Source organism: Burkholderia sp. IT-111MI5 (assembly GCF_949752865.1).
In the GTDB taxonomy this organism is placed as follows: Bacteria; Pseudomonadota; Gammaproteobacteria; order Burkholderiales; family Burkholderiaceae; genus Burkholderia; species Burkholderia pyrrocinia_C.
The window spans coordinates 158,744-177,717 of record NZ_CATKIF010000011.1; the positions used below are offsets into that span (position 1 = coordinate 158,744).

Consider the following 18,974-nt stretch of genomic DNA (forward strand, 5'->3'; position numbering starts at 1 on the left):
CGCTGTTCGTGTGAGATCCGGGTGCGACGACGGTGGCCGGAACCGCCTTCGTCGAGTCGTTCGGAACGTCACGCGTGAGGCCGGAACGCACGGGTTTCACGCGTCGAACCGGCCTTCCATTCCGGCTTTGATTTCCCCAGTGCCGTGCACTAGATTCGAAGCGTTCATATGTCACCGAGCGCGAGGTGGAGTCATGACTCCGTGGGAAATTCAGGGTACCGAATTGATCAGTTGCAATTGCTCATACGGTTGTCCTTGCCAGTTCAGTGCGTTGCCGACCAACGGCAATTGCGAAGCGATGGGCGCGATTTCGATCGACAGCGGTCACTACGGCGACGTGGTGCTCGACGGCGTCAGGATCGCTGTCGTGTTTCAGTGGCCGGGGGCGGTCCACGAAGGCAAGGGCAAGTGCCAGCCGATCGTCGACGAGCGCGCCAGCCCGGCACAGCGCGAAGCGGTGCTGAAGATCATGACCGGTCAGGATACCGATCCGTTTGCGACGATGTTCTCGGTGTATGCGTCGACGCTCGAGCACGCGTTCGAGCCGATCTTCACGAAGATCGATTTCGACGTCGATGTCGATGCGCGGCGCGGCCGGATTCATGTCGACGGCGTGTTCGACGTTGCGGGCGACCCGATTCTCAACCCGGTGACGGGCGCCGAGCATCGCGCGCGAATCGACCTGCCGAACGGCTTCGAATACGAGCTTGCCGAGATCGGTTCGGGCACGGGGCGCTCGCAAGGCAACATCGCGTTGACGCTCGACGGAACCTACGCGCAGTTCGCGCGGCTGCACATGAACAACCACGGGCTGATCCGGCATCGCGTTGCGGCATGACTCCGTTCGACACCTGGCTCGGGCGCGAGCGCGTCGTCACGCTGCTCGGCATGGCCGCGCTCGTCGGCGCGTGCTGGTTCTATCTGTGGACGGGCGCGGGAACCGGCATGTCGGCGCTGGAGATGACAACGGTCGCGCTCTTTCCGCATCGACTGGCGGCCGGCATGGGCAGCATGGATCCGTCGCTGCCGACCGTGATTGCGATGTGGTGGGTGATGATGATCGCGATGATGACGCCCAGCGCGGCGCCGCTCGTGATGCTGTACCGGCGCGTGCTGCGGCATCGCGGCGCGGACGGCTCGGGTGCCGCGTTCATGTCGGTGTCGCTGCTGGCCGGTTATCTGGCCGCGTGGCTCGCGTTCTCGATCGGCGCGGCGTTGCTTCAGGTGCTGCTGCAGCCGGCCGGGCTGATCTCCGCAATGATGCTGTGGTCGAAGAGCGCTGTTCTTTCCGCAGTCGTCCTCGCGCTGGCCGGGCTCTATCAATTCTCGCCGCTGAAACGCGCGTGCCTTCGGCAATGCCGCGCGCCGGCCGGTTTTCTGGTCGCGCACTGGCGTCCGGGCGTCGTCGGCAGTTTCCTGCTCGGCGCGCACCACGGCATGTATTGCGTGGGCTGCTGCTGGTTGCTGATGGCGCTGCTGTTCGTCGGCGGCGTGATGAATGTCGTCTGGATTGCCGCGCTGTCGCTGTTCGTGTTCGCGGAAAAAATCCTGCCAGGTGGAGACCTTGTCGGGCGCGTGCTGGGCGTCGTGCTGATCGCCTGGGCCGGCGTGACGTTGATCGTTTGAACGGGGCATCCGGGTTCGCAAGTCATTCGCGATGCGCGACTTCCACACGCAGCGGAAACGTCTTCGGGGTAACGGGAGATTTTCGATGAAGCGGCGGCTTGCGCGAGGTGCCGGGGCGGGGGCAAGCGAGGTGCGGTCGCGGCCGTTTTTTCATCGCTCGTGCTACGTAACGCAGGGCCGGTGTTACGTCGGCGTCGCGGGGACGCGAGGGCGGATCGAACCGCAGGGCTGGACTCGCATGCGATGCGTCGTGCCGAAAAGTGCCGTCAGGAAAGCCGCCACGGCGCGGTTGAGAAATTGTTAACGAAGCCGACGAAGATGGCACGGTAGATGCTTGCTGGAATGTTCGCGCTGAATAGCTGACGGGGACTTCCATGCAAAATCATTTCATCAAGGCGAACGTTGCGCTCGCCGCCATTGCCGCGGCGTGTGCGCTGGCCGCGTGCGGCGGCAGCGACGTTACGGCGCCGAAACTGGCCGGTAACAACATCGGAACGAGTACGAGTGGCACGAGCGGGACCAGTGGCACGAGCGGGAGCAGCGGCACGAGCGGGAGCAGTGGCACGAGCGGGACCAGTGGCGCGAGCGGGAGCAGCGGCACGAGCGGGAGCAGCGGCACGAGCGGGAGCAGCGGCACGAGCGGGAGCAGCGGCACGAGCGGGAGCAGCGGCACGAGCGGGAGCAGTGGCACGAGCGGGACTAGTGGCACAAGCGGAACCAGCGGAACCAGCGGAACCAGCGGAACCAGCGGAACCAGCGGAACCAGCGGAACCAGCGGAACCAGCGGGACTAGCGGGACTAGCGGGACTAGCGGGACTAGCGGGACTAGCAGCGGCACCAGCGGAATCGGAGGCACCAGCGGAACCAGCGGCACGCCCAGCACCAACGGCATCGTCAGCTCGGTCGGCTCCGTTGTCACGGACGTGGGCGTCACGATAGGCGGCGCGAGCCTGCCCGGCGGCGTCAGCAAGGGCGTGACCGCCGGGCCGGCCGACACGGTCACCGGCGTCGGCACGATCGTCCGCGATACGTCGAACGCCGTGAGCAACGGCATTGGCCAGATCGGCTTCACGCCGAACCCGGTCGGCACGACGGTCGCCGGCCTCGGCACCATCGTCGGCTCGACCAGCAATCCGGTTAGCGGTCTCGGCGAGACGGTGAAGGCGCTCGGCTCCGGTCCGCTGTCGCCGCTGGCGCCGATCACGACGCCGGTCGGCGGCTTGCTCGACACGGTGGCCGGCGGTCTGAAGTCGGGCGGCACCATGCTCGGCTCGGCCCTGTCGTCGGGCCCGGTCCAGCAGGCGACGCAGGCGCTCAGCACGGCGATCACCCCGCTCGTGACGACAGCAGGCCAACTCACGCAACAGGTCGGCACGGCAACCGGCCTCGGCCAGCCGGTCGCCGGCCTGCTCGGGCAGGTCGGCAGCGCAATCACGTCCGCCGGATGGAAGGTGACGTCTACGTCGCCGCAGCCGGTCGTCAGCGGTGTCGGTGACCTCGTCCGTGCCGTCGGCAATACGGTGACCAATGCGGGCGGGCTCGTGAATCCGAGCGGCGCGAATGGCGCGGTGCCGATCGCCGGCCTGGTGACGAGTGTGGTCGGCGGCATGCCGGCGCCCGTGCACGACGGTTCCGCGACCGGCACGGGTGGCACCACGCCGTTGGGCGGTAGCGGCAATCCGCTCGCGCCGGTGACGTCGCTGGTGGGCGGCCTGCTCGGCGGCGCGGTCGGCAAATAACCGATCGGCGCCGAACGTCACAGAGGCAACCGGCCAAATGGCGTTGGAGACGGCTTCAGCATCGCCCGACGCGGAGAACCTGACGGCAGCGGTCCCGGGAAGGTCCGTTGGGTCGTTGAACGCACGCACGCTTGGTTTGCATCATTTCCGGCATCCTCGCATTCGTTCCGAGCGACGTGCCGACATCCACGAAGCGCTTCTTAAACCCGGCTGCCGCATGATCTGCTGGAACACCTCACGGCGATCGTTATGAAACCGCCTCTTGGCCTCACCTTAATGCGGCCGTGCCGCCGCATGCTGCTGCAGCGCCTCCAGGTGCTCGATGATCTGATTGGCGATTTCCTTCGCCAATGAATCGACCGCGATCGTCCCCTCGACTTTCTTGACGACGAACTTTGCCGCAACGATGTACGGATTCCAGCTCGCCACCGTGCCCTGCGCCTTGATCGCATCCTTCACGCCGATGATCGCAAACGGCACGTTGGAGTCCCCAGCCGCGTCGGCGATCGTCACTGAGACTTCCGTGTTCGGGTTGCCGTCGTCCGAGCCGCCTTGCAGCAGCGACTGAATGCGGCCGCTCGGGACGCGTGAATAGAAAACGCCGCCGATCAGCCAGCCCGATGCGTGCATCGGCAATGGTTCGCCGGGTGCGAGATAACGCGCGGTGACGCCCGCGTTGCTTAGCTGCTGGACGATGGCCTTCGCCAACGCACCTGCATTCTGGCTAGCCGACCTCCCGTGCGTGATCGCGCGCGAACGGGACAGCAAGCGCCCCGAGCCGTTGCTTTCTTGAACGACCTGGAAAGCCCGCACGTACATGACCGGTGTGGCAGGTGCGACGTCCGAGCCGCTCGCGGCCGGCTGCTGCGCGTGCGCGAAACTCGTCGCAAACCAAATGATGAACGCGGCAAAAACTGCCTGATTGAGCTTTCTCATTGTTTTCGCCCATTTTTCAAGATTGGAACGAGGGCCAGCTTATGAGCGTGAATACGGGGCGTCAACCTTGCAATTACCCACACCCTGCGAAAGCAGGTCAATAAGTGTTTTGAGTAAACGACTTTGAAGATTGAGCATTAGGTATATCTGCGCTTGGAACCGAGGGATGGATTCTTTTCCCTCTTATTTCAAACGCAGAGCTGCAACGATTCGCAGCGCTCGCCCGTCTTGATGACGACAAGTTGAGCCCTATCCAGACGCCATCGGCTGAGTTGTCGACCATTGCTACCCGTCTCTTGGTCGGCCGACCGTCATCGGCCGCCCAAGGTTCCGGCCGGGATCTTCCGGCCGGCCATTAAAACGCGGCCAGCTACTTGCGGCCGTCATCGAACTTCGACGGCGGCCGCGCCAGCCCGCGCGCCGGCAGCGGCGTCGACATCACGATCGACGTGCGCGTTTCGCCGTACAGGTTGATGCGTTCGATCAGTTGCTCGAGGTGGGTCATGCTGGTGGCGACGAACCGCATGACATACGAGTCGGCGCCCGTCACGTGATGGCATTCGACGACTTCGGGAATCGTCTCCAGCAACTTGAGGAATTTCGCTTTCGCCGGCTGCGGCACCGTGATGCCGATCAGCGCACTCACCGGATAGCCGGCTGCGGCCGGGTTGATCCGGGCCGTGTAGCCCTCGATGACGCCGGCCGTTTCAAGGCGCTTCACGCGTTCCGTCACCGCCGGCACCGACAGGTGAACCTGGCGGGCCAGCTCCGTATAGCTGATGCGGCCGTTGGCCTGCAACAGCGCGAGTATCTTCCAGTCCAGATCGTCCATCGCGGCGGTTTTTTTAAGGCAGAACGGCTATTTTTCCTTAAAAACAGCATTCAGCGGTGACCGGACTTTCCCTACGATGCCTGTTCAACCCGTTGCATGTCGCAAGGAGCAGGCGATGCTGTTCATCAAGTCCGTCGTAATGGGGCTGTCGATCGCGGTGCCGGTCGGCCCGATCGGCATGCTGTGCATTCAGCGCAGTCTGAGCCGCGGCTTTCAGGCGGGGTTCGCGACGGGTGTCGGCGCCGCGTGCGCCGACGCGATCTATGGCCTGCTCGGCGCGCTGGGCATCGCGGGCATCGTCACCGCATTCCCGATGCTGACCGTCGGCCTGAAGATCGGCGGCGGCGCGTTCCTCGTGTGGCTGGCGTGGACCATCGCGCGCCAGGCGCCGGCCGCGTCGACGCAGCAACGCGACCTGCCGCGCACGACTGTCCTGCGCGATTTCCTGACGACGTTCGGCCTCACGCTGTCGAACCCGATGACGATCCTGTCGTTCGTCGGGATTTTCGCGGCGCTCGGCCCGTTGTCGGGCGCGCGGGAAGGTGCGATGTGGCCGGCCGTGTCGCTGATGGTCGCCGGCGTGTTCATCGGTTCCGCAACGTGGTGGCTGTGCCTGAGCGGCGCGACCGCCGCGCTGCGCACGAAGATGTCGTTCGCGTTCATGCACGGGCTGTCGCGCGTGTCGGCCGTCGTCGTCGCGGCATTCGGCGCGATCCAGTTGGTCGCGGGCGTGCGCGGCGTCATCTAGGTGAGCGATCCGTCGCTGCCGTCGTTCCGACAATGACGACCGCGCGCGGCAGCGCCGGCCGGCACGCGCCGTTACATGCGGGTGCCGGCGTGCGTGCGGCCGCTCGGGTCGCCGCCGCGGTCGGGCGGCGTATTGTTCTGATCGATCTTCGCGAGCACGAAGCCGGCGGCCGGCAGCGCGCCGGGCGCACGATGGGGCGCCTGCGCGACTGCTTCGTGCGTCGATGCGGCGGGAAAACCGGCTGACGTAACGCCCGGTTGAGCGAACGCCGAAAGGGAAACGGCCGCCAGGGCGGCGGCGACGATCGCGTGCGTGTTCATGGTGGCTCCTTCACGACTGACTTCAGGACAACGTAATCAGTCTAGGGCGCGAAACTTAACGCGACGTGAAGGAGCGGCGGCGCGCAGATGACAGGATGTTCATGCGCGCCGCGACGTTCATGCCGATGTCGATACCAGCGCGCAGAAGTTCTCGAGATCGACGTTGCCGCCGCTGATCACCACGCCGACACGCTTGCCTTGCAACTGGTCCTTCATTCGTCGCACGGCGGCGAACGACAGGCAGCCGGTCGGCTCGACGACAATCTTCATACGCGTCGCGAAGAAGCGCATGCAGTCGACGAGTTCGGCGTCCGTCGCGGTCAGGATGTCGTCGACGTCGCGGCGGATGATCGGGAACGTCAGGTTGCCGAGGTGCTGCGTCTGCGCGCCGTCGGCGATCGTGCGCGGCGTGTCGATATGCACGATCGCGCCCGACCGGAACGATTGCTGGCCGTCGTTACCGGCTTCCGGCTCGACGCCGTACAACGTCGCGTGCGGCGACAGCGCACGCGTGGCCAGCGCGGTGCCCGACAGCAGCCCGCCGCCGCCGAGCGGCGTGAATACCGCGTCGAGCGGCCCGACTTCGTCGAACAGTTCCTTCGCCGCCGTGCCCTGGCCGGCGATCACGTCCGGATGGTCGTAGGGCGGGACCAGCGTGAGCCCGTGCTTCTCCGCAAGGTCGCGCCCGATCTGCTCGCGATCCTCGGTGTAGCGGTCGTAGGTCACGACGTTGCCGCCATAGCCGCGCGTCGCGGCCATCTTCGCGGCTGGCGCATCCTGCGGCATCACGATCGTCGCCGGGATGCCGAGGATGCGCGCCGACAGCGCGATCGCCTGCGCATGGTTGCCGGACGAGAATGCGACGACGCCGTTGCGGCGCTGCTCGGCGTCGAAGCGCGACAGCGCGTTGAACGCGCCGCGGAACTTGAATGCGCCCATGCGCTGCAGGTTCTCGCACTTGAAGAACACCTGCGCGCCGAGCGCCTCGTCGATCGTCCGCGACGTCATCACCGGCGTGCGGTGCGCATGGCCTTCGAGCCGGGCCGCGGCGGCGGCAACGTCGTCGTACGTGGGGAGAGTCGGAGAGTTCATGGTCGTTCGAGGGTCGGAAAATTTAATCAACATGAAAGCAGCGCGCTTGCCTCATTTCGCATCGTTGTACACGGTCGCGCGCGATACGCCGAGGTGCTGCGACACGATCTCCATCGCGCGGCGCACCTCGAGAAAGCCGTCGGCCTTCAGCGTGTGCATCAGCTCGCGACGCTGGTCGGTCTTCAGTTCGCGCGGCGTCGTCGCGAGGCGCGTCGCGAACGCGTCGATGCGTTGCCGGATCGCGTCCGCGCCGGCCGGGTCGAGCGTTTCGGCGACGGTCTCGCCGTCCGTGCTGCAGAACTGGTTCAGCATGCCCTGGAAGCCTCGGAACAGCGTGACGTCGGCGTTCAGGCACAGCGCGGCCACGTAGCGCCCGGTCGAATCCTTGATGCCGATCGACGTGCTTTTCGCGGTGCGGCCGTCGGCGAAGCGGTTCGGGTAGTTCGCGAGCACCTGCGGGAAATCGTCGTCCTCGATGCGGGCGAGGCCGAGCTCGGTCGCGGGGTCGCCGACCGCGCGTCCGGACAGGTTGTTGTGGATCGCGAGGATCGCGTGCTTCGGCGTGCGCAGGTCGTGGACCACGACCTCGGTGAACGGCGCGAACATCTCGCCGAGCCCTTCGGCGATGCGCTGCACCTGTTCGATCAGCGATGCCTGCTCCGACTGCGCTTTGTTCCGGGTGGTGGTCATGGTGGGCTCGCGTTCAGGTTTCGGATCGATGCGACGGTTTCGGGAAACGGTCAACCGGCGTGTTCCTGGTCGGTTGTCGTTTCTGGTCGCGTGATGTCGGCCAGCAGCGGGCGCGCGATCCGCACGTAGTCGGCCGCATCGAGCACGACCGAGCGATCGAGGCGGCCCGCGTTGAACGCGATCTCGTCGTTGCGTTCGACCAGCGCGGGATCGACGACGAGCGTCACGTTGCCGTCGAACACGAACGGCGGCACGGCGCCCATCACGCAGCGGGTAACGGCGGCCGCGACATCGGGTGACGCGAGCGTCGCCTTGCGGCGGCCGACGGCATCGGCGACCTTGCGGAAATCGATTTTCAGGTGGCCGGGGATCACGGCGAGCGCGGTCGTGTCGCCGCCGTCCTTGAACGTGCACAGCATCGCTTTTGCGCCCTGTTCCGGGCGCGTGCCGCGGATCGCGGCGATGATGTCGGATTTACCTTCCGCCGGGTGTTCCAGCACGCGGAAACGGGCGCCGGACGTGGTCAGCAGGTCGCAAAGCGTGTCGAAAACGGGGTAGTCGTTCATGTCGCTCATGTCGTTCCGGGCGGGCTTGTCGATGGATTGTCCAATTATAGACGTTTTGTCATGAAAGCAAGCGTCTATCGTTGAGCTGGTCCTTTGACGCACGCCGGATGACCTTTGGCGTAACTGCGGTCACGGAGGATGACGAATCTTGATGGCAGATCAATTCGACTGCCGGGGTTGCATACGGAATCATGGAAGCTAGACTGGAAGTTCCCCATGCAAACCATGGAGGGAGGCATGACGACCATGACGACCATCTATGTCGTGAAGACCGGTGAGCAGTTCCTCTGCACCGGTGAGGATGGCGACATCGGCATGGCACCGGTGATTGAAGACGCCATGTCCTTTCTGTCGTATGAGGAAGCGAAAAAAGCGGCGAACGAGAACGCCGACCCCGGATACGAAATCGTGACCGTCGACATCACCGTCCGCTGACGCGGAGTTCGTTGCCGGGCGCTCGGTGACGGCGGGTGCCAGCAATTTTGCTCGCACCATGCGATATGGTGACCGGTTGGCTGCGTCCCAAATCATCTGCGAACAGGCTACATTGCGCATCGAGATTCGCACGATGCGGCCAACCGAATACCGCCGCAGTGCGGGCGCCGCGGCCTCGCGAGCACGGTGCGGCGTCGTTCCGGTTCGGCCAAAACCCGTCCTTCGCACGTGATTCGGGTGGGACATGTGAATGTCGGCTCGGCCACGAGACTTTCGTCTATCGGTCAGTCTTCTCGCGCAAGACGTAGCAGGATGTCGGCGAGGGCACGAATTTTCGGTTGTGCCGCCCGTTGGGGCGGATAGACGAGGAAGTAGGAAAGGCCGTTTCGAACCACGTCCCGAAACGGCGTCACCAGAGATCCCTCCCGAAGTCGGTCTCTTGCCATCCGCGGATCGCCTATTGCAATTCCGTGTCCTTCCATCGACGCTGCGAGCGTCAATTCGAGGGTATCGAATACGAGTCCACGTCCTGCATCGATCCGGGGTGAGCCAACATGATCGAGCCAGCATCGCCACTCTGCATGACTGGGGCCGGGATGGAGCAAATTGGCGTGCGCAAGGTCGGCTACGGATTGCAGCGATGTTGCCAATATGGGCGCGCACATCGGCGTGAGCGTCTCCTCGAATAACGGAATCGCTTCCATACCGGCCCACTGCCCCGTGCCTCGCACGACGATGGCATCGACGTCGGTCGCAGTGAAATCCGGGGTATCGTGCGCCGATGTCGAGATGCGGAGCTCCGTATCGCCCAGCGCGCGATTGATGTCAGGCAGCCGTGGGAGCAACCAGCGAATTGCAAACGTGGACGGTAACCTCAACGTGAGTACCGAGGTCGTCCCTGCATGGATGTCGGCATGCCGAACCAATTGCGTGAGAACGTTCACCGTGACAGTCAGCAGCGCGCTTCCTTCTGCCGTCAACGTCAGCCCCGACGCGTGACGCACAAAGAGTGCGCACCGATAATGCGCTTCCAGCTGCTGGATCTGGCGGCTCACTGCGCCTTGCGTTCGGCATAGATGGTCCGCGGCCTTGCTGACGCTGCCGAGCTGCGCCGCTGCCACGAATGACTGAAACGCTGTCAACGGCGGCAGGGGGCGCGTAAGGTCAGCCAGCGGATATGCATGCACTGCATACCCGGATTGCGAATTTTTCGATTGTTCAGTCATCGGTGCGTCGCTATCGTGCGTCTACCGCATGCCCCATTCTTGCGAATGGACGGGTTATCAACGAACGATCGGAGGAAAATTTTGAACTCAACGCCGGAATCACCATACCCGCAACGGGTTCGCGCCTACCTCCGGGAACTGGAGCGAGGTGATGTTGGCGCCATCTGTGCGTTGTTCGCGCCGGAGGCCCTGATTTTCTCGCCGTTTCTCGGCTGGATGCACGCTGAGCCGTTCTTTTCGAAGGTCGCTGCCGCATCGGGAGAGAGCAAGATTACACCAATCGATATCTGCGTCAGTGCGACCGGGGCTCGACGCGCGACGGGTTATTTCATCTACGACTGGGGCCTGAAAGACGGTTCCTCGGTGCGCTTCGAGTGCGTCGACGTGTTCGAGTTCGACGTCGCGGGGCTCATCGAACGGATGATCATCGTCTACGACACGCATCCGATTCGCAGTACGGTCGGGGACAAGTACGCGTAGCCGAGGCGATGGGGGGCTGTAACGGTCGGCATCCTGCGACGAATGTCGCTCGATATCGAGGGCTGGCGTCTGCGGGGAGCTTGTCCGCGTGACGTCGGACATTCGCAGCGGATGTCCGGCTGGGGGCAAGCGTTTTGGGATGAGGCGGGATGGAGCGTCCACGGCTATCCATCATCTCGGCCACGTTGCGCTGAAACTTTTCGCCTTCGCCGACCGCATCGAAGAACGCATGCGGATCGGTCATCGCCGCAGCCGGGAAGCATTCCTCGACGATCGCGTTGCAACCGGGCGCCGCATGCGTGAGCGCACGCACGACGACGTTCTGCATTTAAAGGAAGTTGTCCTGCGTATCGATCGCGACGAGCGTGTGATGGTCGTGCTACACATCGAGCAAAGCCTCGTGCGTGAGGCGCGGCGGCCGCTTCAGGAGTGCGAGCTGCGAGAAGCCGGCTTGTCGGCGAGCTGCGCGCGCACCGTTTGGCTCCACAGATCGGGCGCAGCCGGTGCGTCGCGCGGCAGTAATGCGGCATCGACGCGGCGTCCGATCCGCGCCGGCACAAGGAGACGGGATGACCCTCGTCGAATCGCTGGAAACGCGCGTGCGCAGGCTGGAGGATGCCGATGCGATCCGCCGGCTGAAGGCGCGCTATTTCACGTGCTGCGACCGCAAGGACCCGCAGGGCGTGCGCGTGAATTCGATTCATCCGGGCGGCGCGAACACCGCGATGTCGAACCCGGCCGGCGCGCCGCTCGAGGAGATCAACAACCACTATGCGAACGTGCCGCTGCAGCGCGTCGGCCTGCCCGACGAGATCGCACGCGCGACGCTGCTCCTCGCGAGCGACGAAGCGTCGTATTGCAACGGTGCCGAACTGGCCGTCGACGGCGGGATGGCGGCGGGCGCGTATTACCCCGGATTGCCGGGGGCGCCGTTTTGAGCAGTGGCGTACATCACGCGTTGGAGCACGATGTTTGTGTACGCAACCTAATTCAGGGTTTGCCTGAGTAGCGAAAACGAGAATTCGCCGGGTGCGCATGTGCAATTTTCATCCGCGCAACCGGCGGGCCGAACTTGCCGCTTTCGCCAAACGCTTGTCCGACGGACGTTCCCCGCGTTTCGTCCCCGGCAGCGATCGCGTCGACGCAGTCGAAATGACTTTCCTGCAACACATGTGCCTGGACGTCGTGACAGTTGTTTCTTGTTGCAACGCAACGCCCGCTCGATAACGGCGATGGTATGCTGGCCGGCATGGAAGTTGTAAGGCAGGTTGCTGGCATGGCGAAACTCGCGTTCGCATCTTCTAACGAGACATCACATCCTCTCGCCCGCATCGCGGCATCGACACGCGCACAGCTCGCGTGCCCCGCGTTGCGCGTTGCTGCGTCCTGCATTCCGATCGCATTTCCCATCTTGGCGGGTTCACCCCGCATCCCCCATTCCCGTCCAATAATCTGGAGACATCCCCATGTCGCAAAACAATCTGGCCGAAGCAACGCACGGCCCGCTGATCGCTCCGCCGGCTTTCGTCAAACATCGCAAGCTGATCGACTGGGTGTCGCGCATCGCGGCGCTCACGGAGCCCGATCGCGTCGTGTGGTGTGACGGTTCGCAGGAGGAATACGACGCGCTGTGCCAGGCGATGGTCGACCAGGGCACGCTTACGCGCCTGAACCCGGCGAAGCGCCCGAACTCGTATCTCGCGCAATCCGATCCGTCCGACGTTGCACGTGTCGAAGACCGCACGTTCATCTGCGCGGAATCGCGCGACGACGTCGGCCCGACCAACAACTGGGTCGCGCCCGCCGAAATGCGCGAGACGCTCGACGAGCTGTTCCGCGGCTCGATGCGCGGCCGCACGCTGTACGTGGTGCCGTTTTCGATGGGCCCGCTCGGCTCGCCGATCGCGCACGTCGGCGTCGAACTGTCCGACAGCCCGTACGTCGTGGTGAACATGCGGATCATGACGCGCATGGGCCGCGACGTGTACGACGTGCTGGGCGAGGACGGCGAGTTCGTGCCGTGCGTGCACAGCGTCGGCCATCCGCTCGAAGCGGGTGAGCAAGACGTGCGGTGGCCGTGCAACCCGGCCAAGTACATCGTGCATTTCCCCGAGACGCGCGAGATCTGGAGCTTCGGTTCGGGCTACGGCGGCAACGCGCTGCTCGGCAAGAAGTGCTTCGCACTGCGCATCGCGTCGACGATGGGCCGCGACCAGGGCTGGCTCGCCGAGCACATGCTGATCCTCGGCGTGACGTCGCCGGCCGGCAAGAAGTATCACGTCGCGGCCGCGTTCCCGTCCGCGTGCGGCAAGACCAACTTCGCGATGCTGATCCCGCCGCAGGGCTTCGACGGCTGGAAGGTCACGACGATCGGCGACGACATCGCGTGGCTGAAACCGGGCCGTGACGGCCGCCTGTATGCGATCAACCCGGAAGCCGGCTTCTTCGGCGTCGCGCCGGGCACCGGCGTGAAGACCAACCCGAACGCGATCTCGACGCTGAAGGAAAACGTGATCTTCACGAACGTCGCGCTGACGGAAGACGGCGACGTGTGGTGGGAAGGGCTGACCGACACGCCGCCCGCGAAGCTGACCGACTGGCAGGGCAACCCGTGGACGCCCGAAATCGGCAAGGAAACGGGCCGCAAGGCCGCGCATCCGAATTCGCGCTTTACGGCGCCGGCCGCGCAGTGCCCGTCGATCGACGCGGACTGGGAGAACCCGGCCGGCGTGCCGATCGACGCGTTCATCTTCGGCGGCCGCCGCTCGACGACGGTACCGCTCGTGACCGAGGCGCGCGACTGGGTCGAAGGCGTGTATATGGCCGCGACGATGGGCTCGGAGACGACCGCCGCGGCAGTCGGCCAGCAGGGCATCGTGCGCCGCGACCCGTTCGCGATGCTGCCGTTCTGCGGCTATAACGTCAGCGATTATTTCGCGCACTGGCTGAAGCTCGGCAAGCAGCTCGAAGGCGCGGGCGCCACGTTGCCGAAGATCTACTGCGTGAACTGGTTCCGCAAGGACGCGAACGGCAAGTTCGTATGGCCTGGCTTCGGCGAGAACATGCGCGTGCTGAAGTGGATGCTCGACCGTCTCGAAGGCACCGGCGGCGGCGAACATGCGTTCGGCGTGTCGCCCGCTTATGAAGACCTGCACTGGGACGGGCTCGATTTCACGCGCGAGCAGTTCGCCGCGGTGACGTCGATGAACGCCGACGAATGGCGCGAGGAGCTGAAACTGCACGCGGCGCTGTTCGACATGCTGAAGCTGCGCTTGCCGGCTGAAATGACCGACACGATGAAGAAAATCGAACAGCGCCTCGGCGGCTGACGATCCGCATCGGCCCATCGATGCATCGACCTTGACGTCCCGCCGCCGGCTTCCATCGCCGGCGGCGGGACGTTTTTGCATCGATGCCGTTTCTCCATCCGCATCTCGCGAAATGCGACGCGGCGGGCCTGTCCACGACGGACATGCGCCGCGCACACGGCGCGCGACGCATTACGCAGCGCCGCGTAGCGTCGCCTGAAATGAACGACGCCCCGGGCAATCGATCGCATTGCCCGGGGCGTCGTCGTTTCAAGCGGTGAAACGGTGAACCGGCTAGGCGACCAACCCGCCGTCAGCCGAGATCGAGCGCATTCGTGAGATCGCCCGGCGGCGTCTCGCCGCGCGCGGCGAACGCGTTGTTGCGCGCGGCCACGCCGTCGAGCGGTGCGAGCCCGTGTACGCGGCTGATGAAGCGCAGAATCGAGTTCGTGTCGTACAGCGTGTGATCGACGAAGCCCTTCTTCGCGAACGGCGAGATCACCAGCGCCGGAATCCGCGAGCCCGGCCCCCAGCGGTCGCCGACCGGCGGCGCGACGTGATCCCACCAGCCGCCGTTCTCGTCGTGCGTCATCACGATCACGGTGTTGTCCCATTGCGGCCCGCGCCGGATATGGTCGATCACGGTCGCGATGTGGCGGTCGCCCGATTCGATGTCCGCGTAACCCGCGTGCATGTTCAGGTTGCCCTGCGGCTTGTAGAACGTGACGGCCGGCAGGCGCCCCGCATCGATGTCGGCGATGAAGCGGTTCGTCGACGCATCGTCGCCGAGCCCTGCATCACGCAGGTGCCGCTGGCGCGCAGCGGTGCCCGGCGCGTAGTTGCGGAAGTAGTTGAACGGCTGGTGGTGGTACTGGAAATCGGGCACGGTGCCCGTGTCGCGATGCTCGAGCGCGTATTGCCACGCGCCGCTGTACCACGCCCAGTCGATGTTCTTCTCCGACAGGCGATCGCCGATCGTCGCGTAGCCCTGCGGCGGCAGCACGCGATGGTCGCCCGGATCGGCATACGCGGCGTTGCCCGGGTCGGGCGGCGGCACATAGCTCGGCTGGTACGGCGGCGCCATCGTGTTCACGCCGTAGCCGTCGGGTGTCAGCGGGCCGTCGCCCGCGAACTTCGGCGGGCCGTCGAGCGCGGATGCCGGCGAATCGGCGGCGAGCGCGAGGCGTGTGCCGGCCGGATCGTCGCCTTCGACCTTCGACAGCAGCTTCGCCGCCTGCGGATGCTTGTGCGCGTCCGGATACAGCGGCGGCTGCGCGGAAATCAGGAACATGTGGTTCAGCCACGAACCGCCGAAGGCCGCCATGAAGAAGTTGTCGCACAGCGTGTACTGGCGCGCGAGATTCCACAGCCGCAGCGTGTCGGCCGAATTGCGGTAATGGCCCATCACGAGGCCGCCCGAATCGGCCCAGGCGGCGAACTGGTTGTTGCGGCCGGCCGCGATCTGCATCTGGTTCTGGTAGAAGCGGTGCCACAGGTCGCGCGTGATCACGCCGTTCGGCAGCGGCTTGCCCTGCGCGTCGGCGATCCGGAACGGCGCATTCGGCAGCTTGTCGATGTCGCGCTCGGCAATCGCGTAGCGCTTGCCGTCCACTTCCTGCGCCTGCGGCACGAGCCCGCCCCAGATCTTCGGCAGCACGGGCAGCGGCGTCTTGCCGTCGCGGTCGAACTGCTGCGCGTGCTCGGGCCGCACCTCGCTCAACGGATGGCGCACGCCCGGGAAATCGCCGTACAGGTTCGCGAAGCTGCGGTTTTCCGCATAGATCACGACGATGTGGCGCACGCGCTGGCGCAATGCTTCGTCGATGCGCAGGTCGGCGGCGGAGCGCGGCGCGCTGCCCGGCGTGGTTTCACAGCCGCCGAGCGCGACACCGGCACCGAGCGCGGCGAGGCCGCCGAGTACGCGGCGGCGGTCGGGATCGGCGGGAAGGTCGTCGGGGCGATCGGGGGTGTCGGTCACGTCGTGGGCTCCTCGAATGAGCAGGTTGGCGGTGTGGATCGATACGCGGCCGCGTCGCTCGGGCTGCCGCGATGCGAAACGGACAGCAACGGCCGGCGTCGCGCAAAAGCAGGTGCGATGCAACTGTCACACAAATGTCATGAACGCGACTATAACGCGGCGGGCGCCGCCGACGAAAGGTGTTTGTCGGACGATTCGACTCGTGCGGCGGGCGATGCGCGACGCCCGCGCGCGAGCTAGACTGAATTCAGGGGCGGCGCGTCGCGGCGTGCCGCCCGGGCGACGATCGCCCGACGGTGCCGGCCGACGGCGCCGCCGCGGCGTCATCGAGGCGACGAGGCGAGGCGACACAGCGAGGCGACGATGGCTCGGATGGATGCCGTTTCCGCATGGCTGCCGATGCCGTACGCCGGTCGCGTGCGGTTGTCCGAGTGAGTGCGCGCCGCACCGCGCGTGCGGCAGGCTCGATGCCATGGACAAGAAATTCGACTACCCGGGATTGCTGATCGCGGCGGGCTTCTTCGTGCTGTTCGCCGCGCAGTTGCTGATGCTGCACCCGGCTTCGGCGCCGATCGCGTACAGCGATTTCCACCAGCTTGTCGCCGCGCGGCTAGTCGACGATCTCGAGGTCGGTCCCGCGTCGATCACGGGTACGTTGAAGATGCCGCAGGCCGGCACGATGCTGCCGGCGTCCGAAGCCGCGGCCGTGCAGCAGGCCGGCGCGCCGTGGCGCTTCACGACCAATCGCGTGACCGACGAGCACCTGACCGACACGCTGACCGCCGCCGGCATCCGCTATCACGGCACGCCCGACACGAGCTGGATCGCGTCGCTAGCTTCGTGGCTGCTGCCGCTCGTGCTGTTCGTGTTCGTGTGGAACATGATGCTGCGCAGGCGCGGCGGGCTGCAGGATTTCACCGGGATGGGCAAGAGCCGCGCGCGCGTGTACGTGCAGCAGGAAACCGGCATCACGTTCGACGACATCGCGGGCATCGACGAAGCGAAGGCCGAGCTGCAGCAGCTCGTCTCGTTCCTGCGCAACCCCGACCGCTACCAGCGGCTCGGCGGCAAGATTCCGAAGGGCGTGCTCGTGGTCGGCGCGCCGGGCACCGGCAAGACGCTGCTCGCGCGCGCGGTGGCCGGCGAGGCGGCGGTGCCGTTCTTCTCGATCAGCGGCTCGGCGTTCGTCGAGATGTTCGTCGGCGTCGGCGCCGCGCGTGTGCGCGACCTGTTCGAGCAGGCCCAGCAGAAGGCGCCGTGCATCGTGTTCGTCGACGAACTCGATGCGCTCGGCAAGGTGCGCGGCGTCGGCCCGATGTCGGGCAACGACGAACGCGAGCAGACGCTCAACCAGCTGCTCGTCGAGATGGACGGCTTCCAGGCCGGCTCCGGCGTGATCATCATGGCCGCGACGAACCGGCCGGAGATTCTCGATCCCGCGCTGCTGCGGCCGGGCCGCTTCGATCGCCACATCGCGATCGACCGGCCCGACGTGAATGGCCGCCGGCAGATCCTCGGCGTGCACGTGAAGCACGTGAAGCTCGCGGCCGAGGTCGATCTCGGCGAACTCGCGTCGCGCACGCCGGGCTTCGTCGGCGCCGATCTCGCGAACGTCGTCAACGAGGCCGCGCTGCATGCGGCCGAACTCGGCAAGCCGGCGATCGGCATGGCCGACTTCGACGAGGCGATCGATCGCGCATTGACGGGCCTCGAGCGCAAGAGTCGCGTGATGAACGAGCAGGAGAAGCTGACCATCGCGTATCACGAGGCCGGCCATGCGCTCGTCGCGGAAAGCCGCGCACACTGCGATCCGGTGAAGAAGGTGTCGATCATTCCGCGCGGCGTCGCCGCGCTCGGCTATACGCAGCAGGTGCCGACCGAGGATCGCTACGTGCTGCGCAGGAGCGAGTTGCTCGACCGGATCGACGCGCTGCTTGGCGGGCGCGTCGCCGAAGAGCTCGTGTTCGGTGACGTGTCGACGGGCGCGCAGAACGATCTCGAGCGCGCGACCGCGATGGCGCGCCACATGGTCATGCAGTACGGGATGAGCGAGAGGATCGGGCTCGCGACGTTCGACGACGGCGATGCACGCCAGGGCATGCCCGGCGCATGGCATGCGGGCGCCGGACGCTGCAGCGAGCACACGGCACGGATGATCGACGACGAGGTGCACGCGTTGCTGGCCGACGCGCATGCGCGGGTCGCGGCGACGCTCGACGAAGGTCGCGATGCGCTCGAACGCATCGCGCGACGGCTGCTGCAATGCGAAGTGCTCGAACGCGACGCGCTGCAGGCGCTGATCGCCGGGCGCATCGAACCGTCGTCCACAACGACGGCACCCGGCGATGAAGCCGGTCCGCGCGGCGACGCGCTCGCGCCGGAGCAGGCGTCGGCAGTCGAGCGCGATTTCGTCGCGTACGGGCCGCCGCGCGAACCCGAGCGCTGAACGCGCCGCAATCCTGCGGCCGGCGCGTGTCGATGCGGCGATGCGCCGGAATTCCTATCCCTCTTTCCAGCTACGGAGTCGCCATGAGCGAGGCGCACGTATCGGTCGAAGTCGCGCAGCAGGCGCGATTCGGCTTCGAAGTCACGTTTGCCGGCACGACGTTGTCGCCGGTGCTCATCGATGAACCGCCGCCGCTCGGCGACGGGCGCGGGCCGAACCCGATCCGGCTGCTTGCCGCGTCGGTTGCGAGCTGTCTCGCGGCGAGCCTGCTGTTCGCGCTGAACCGGCAGCATGTCGATCCGGAGCCGGTCACCGCGCGAATCGACGTCGACATGGCGCAGAACGAAGCGGGCAGGGTGCGCGTGGGCGCGATGGCCGTGCGGCTGTCGATCGGCAAGACGTGGGCCGATCTCGCGGCGGCGACGCGCGTGCTCGATCAGTTCGATGCGTATTGCGTGGTGACCGAGAGCATACGTGCGGGCATCCCGATCTCGGTCGATGTGTGTGACGTGAACGGCGCGGCGCTCGAATACGCGGCGACGGATATGTGAG

The 18,974-nt window shown here is 65.8% G+C and carries 17 protein-coding genes and 3 pseudogenes; 11 read left to right on the plus strand and 9 right to left on the minus strand.

The window, feature by feature from the left end:
• Positions 1–193: 193 nt before the first annotated feature.
• From ACM6JT_RS08935 to ACM6JT_RS08950, 4 genes and pseudogenes are all read left to right on the plus strand, one after another.
• Positions 194–838, plus strand: coding sequence for a DUF1326 domain-containing protein (locus ACM6JT_RS08935; RefSeq protein ID WP_034180174.1), 645 nt, complete (start codon positions 194–196; stop codon positions 836–838).
• On the plus strand, positions 835–1,626 hold the full coding sequence (locus tag ACM6JT_RS08940) for a DUF2182 domain-containing protein (protein ID WP_414856302.1): 792 nt from the start codon (positions 835–837) through the stop codon (positions 1,624–1,626). The genes ACM6JT_RS08935 and ACM6JT_RS08940 overlap by 4 nt, the downstream gene beginning before the upstream one ends.
• 374 nt (positions 1,627–2,000) lie before the next feature.
• On the plus strand, positions 2,001–3,365 hold the full coding sequence (locus ACM6JT_RS08945) for a collagen-like triple helix repeat-containing protein (protein WP_414856303.1): 1,365 nt from the start codon (positions 2,001–2,003) through the stop codon (positions 3,363–3,365).
• 9 nt (positions 3,366–3,374) lie between these two features.
• A pseudogene (locus ACM6JT_RS08950) lies at positions 3,375–3,618 on the plus strand (transposase); the annotation flags it as partial.
• Between the two features lie 20 nt (positions 3,619–3,638).
• Here ACM6JT_RS08950 and ACM6JT_RS08955 read toward each other — a convergent pair.
• Entirely contained in the window at positions 3,639–4,301 is a 663-nt protein-coding gene (locus tag ACM6JT_RS08955; RefSeq protein WP_034180171.1) for a DUF4410 domain-containing protein, read from the minus strand.
• A gap of 370 nt (positions 4,302–4,671) precedes the next feature.
• On the minus strand, positions 4,672–5,133 hold the full coding sequence (locus ACM6JT_RS08960; RefSeq protein ID WP_034180170.1) for an Lrp/AsnC family transcriptional regulator: 462 nt from the start codon (positions 5,131–5,133) through the stop codon (positions 4,672–4,674).
• Positions 5,134–5,248: 115 nt separating this feature from the next.
• Between ACM6JT_RS08960 and ACM6JT_RS08965 the strand changes: the two genes are divergently transcribed.
• Positions 5,249–5,881 carry a LysE family translocator gene (locus tag ACM6JT_RS08965; protein ID WP_034180169.1) on the plus strand — a complete coding sequence of 211 codons (633 nt, stop codon included), beginning with the start codon at positions 5,249–5,251 and terminating at the stop codon, positions 5,879–5,881.
• Positions 5,882–5,952: 71 nt separating this feature from the next.
• Here ACM6JT_RS08965 and ACM6JT_RS08970 read toward each other — a convergent pair whose 3' ends face one another.
• From ACM6JT_RS08970 to ACM6JT_RS08985, 4 genes are all read right to left on the minus strand, one after another.
• Complete coding sequence (locus ACM6JT_RS08970) at positions 5,953–6,201, minus strand: hypothetical protein (protein WP_414856304.1); 249 nt, start codon at positions 6,199–6,201, stop codon at positions 5,953–5,955.
• Positions 6,202–6,318: 117 nt separating this feature from the next.
• Positions 6,319–7,293, minus strand: a complete 975-nt coding sequence (locus ACM6JT_RS08975) for a threo-3-hydroxy-L-aspartate ammonia-lyase (RefSeq protein ID WP_105391926.1) — start codon at positions 7,291–7,293, stop codon at positions 6,319–6,321.
• 51 nt (positions 7,294–7,344) lie between these two features.
• Positions 7,345–7,983: a transcriptional regulator gene (locus ACM6JT_RS08980; protein ID WP_034180166.1), complete on the minus strand. Its 639-nt coding sequence runs from the start codon at positions 7,981–7,983 to the stop codon at positions 7,345–7,347.
• A 50-nt stretch (positions 7,984–8,033) separates the two neighbouring features.
• The gene (locus ACM6JT_RS08985; RefSeq protein ID WP_175747783.1) at positions 8,034–8,549 is read right to left on the minus strand and encodes a YbaK/prolyl-tRNA synthetase associated domain-containing protein; all 516 of its coding nucleotides are present in this window, start codon (positions 8,547–8,549) and stop codon (positions 8,034–8,036) included.
• Positions 8,550–8,795: 246 nt separating this feature from the next.
• Between ACM6JT_RS08985 and ACM6JT_RS08990 the strand changes: the two genes are divergently transcribed.
• Positions 8,796–8,984 (plus strand): hypothetical protein, encoded by a 189-nt coding sequence (locus ACM6JT_RS08990; RefSeq protein WP_034180926.1) that lies wholly within the window; start codon positions 8,796–8,798, stop codon positions 8,982–8,984.
• A gap of 284 nt (positions 8,985–9,268) precedes the next feature.
• On the opposite strand, the gene ACM6JT_RS08995 is transcribed toward ACM6JT_RS08990, so the two are convergent.
• Positions 9,269–10,210: a LysR substrate-binding domain-containing protein gene (locus ACM6JT_RS08995; protein ID WP_414856305.1), complete on the minus strand. Its 942-nt coding sequence runs from the start codon at positions 10,208–10,210 to the stop codon at positions 9,269–9,271.
• Between the two features lie 81 nt (positions 10,211–10,291).
• On the opposite strand from ACM6JT_RS08995, the gene ACM6JT_RS09000 reads away from it, so the two are divergent.
• Complete coding sequence (locus ACM6JT_RS09000) at positions 10,292–10,690, plus strand: nuclear transport factor 2 family protein (RefSeq protein WP_034180925.1); 399 nt, start codon at positions 10,292–10,294, stop codon at positions 10,688–10,690.
• 148 nt (positions 10,691–10,838) lie between these two features.
• Here the strand turns inward: ACM6JT_RS09000 and ACM6JT_RS09005 are convergent.
• Positions 10,839–11,162 (minus strand): annotated as a pseudogene (locus tag ACM6JT_RS09005) (hypothetical protein); the annotation flags it as partial.
• A gap of 205 nt (positions 11,163–11,367) precedes the next feature.
• Here ACM6JT_RS09005 and ACM6JT_RS09010 point away from each other — a divergent pair.
• Together ACM6JT_RS09010 and ACM6JT_RS09015 are read left to right on the plus strand one after the other, a co-directional pair.
• Positions 11,368–11,628, plus strand: a pseudogene (locus tag ACM6JT_RS09010) (SDR family oxidoreductase); the annotation flags it as partial.
• Positions 11,629–12,156: 528 nt separating this feature from the next.
• A complete protein-coding gene (locus tag ACM6JT_RS09015; RefSeq protein ID WP_414856306.1) occupies positions 12,157–14,019 on the plus strand; it encodes a phosphoenolpyruvate carboxykinase (GTP) in 1,863 nt (620 codons plus the stop codon).
• Positions 14,020–14,311: 292 nt separating this feature from the next.
• On the opposite strand, the gene ACM6JT_RS09020 is transcribed toward ACM6JT_RS09015, so the two are convergent.
• The gene (locus ACM6JT_RS09020) at positions 14,312–15,976 is read right to left on the minus strand and encodes an acid phosphatase (protein ID WP_414856307.1); all 1,665 of its coding nucleotides are present in this window, start codon (positions 15,974–15,976) and stop codon (positions 14,312–14,314) included.
• 472 nt (positions 15,977–16,448) lie between these two features.
• Between ACM6JT_RS09020 and ftsH the strand changes: the two genes are divergently transcribed.
• Positions 16,449–18,422 carry an ATP-dependent zinc metalloprotease FtsH gene (gene ftsH / locus ACM6JT_RS09025; RefSeq protein ID WP_131948945.1) on the plus strand — a complete coding sequence of 658 codons (1,974 nt, stop codon included), beginning with the start codon at positions 16,449–16,451 and terminating at the stop codon, positions 18,420–18,422.
• 83 nt (positions 18,423–18,505) lie between these two features.
• The gene (locus tag ACM6JT_RS09030) at positions 18,506–18,973 is read left to right on the plus strand and encodes an OsmC family protein (RefSeq protein ID WP_034180160.1); all 468 of its coding nucleotides are present in this window, start codon (positions 18,506–18,508) and stop codon (positions 18,971–18,973) included.
• Position 18,974: the final 1 nt, after the last annotated feature.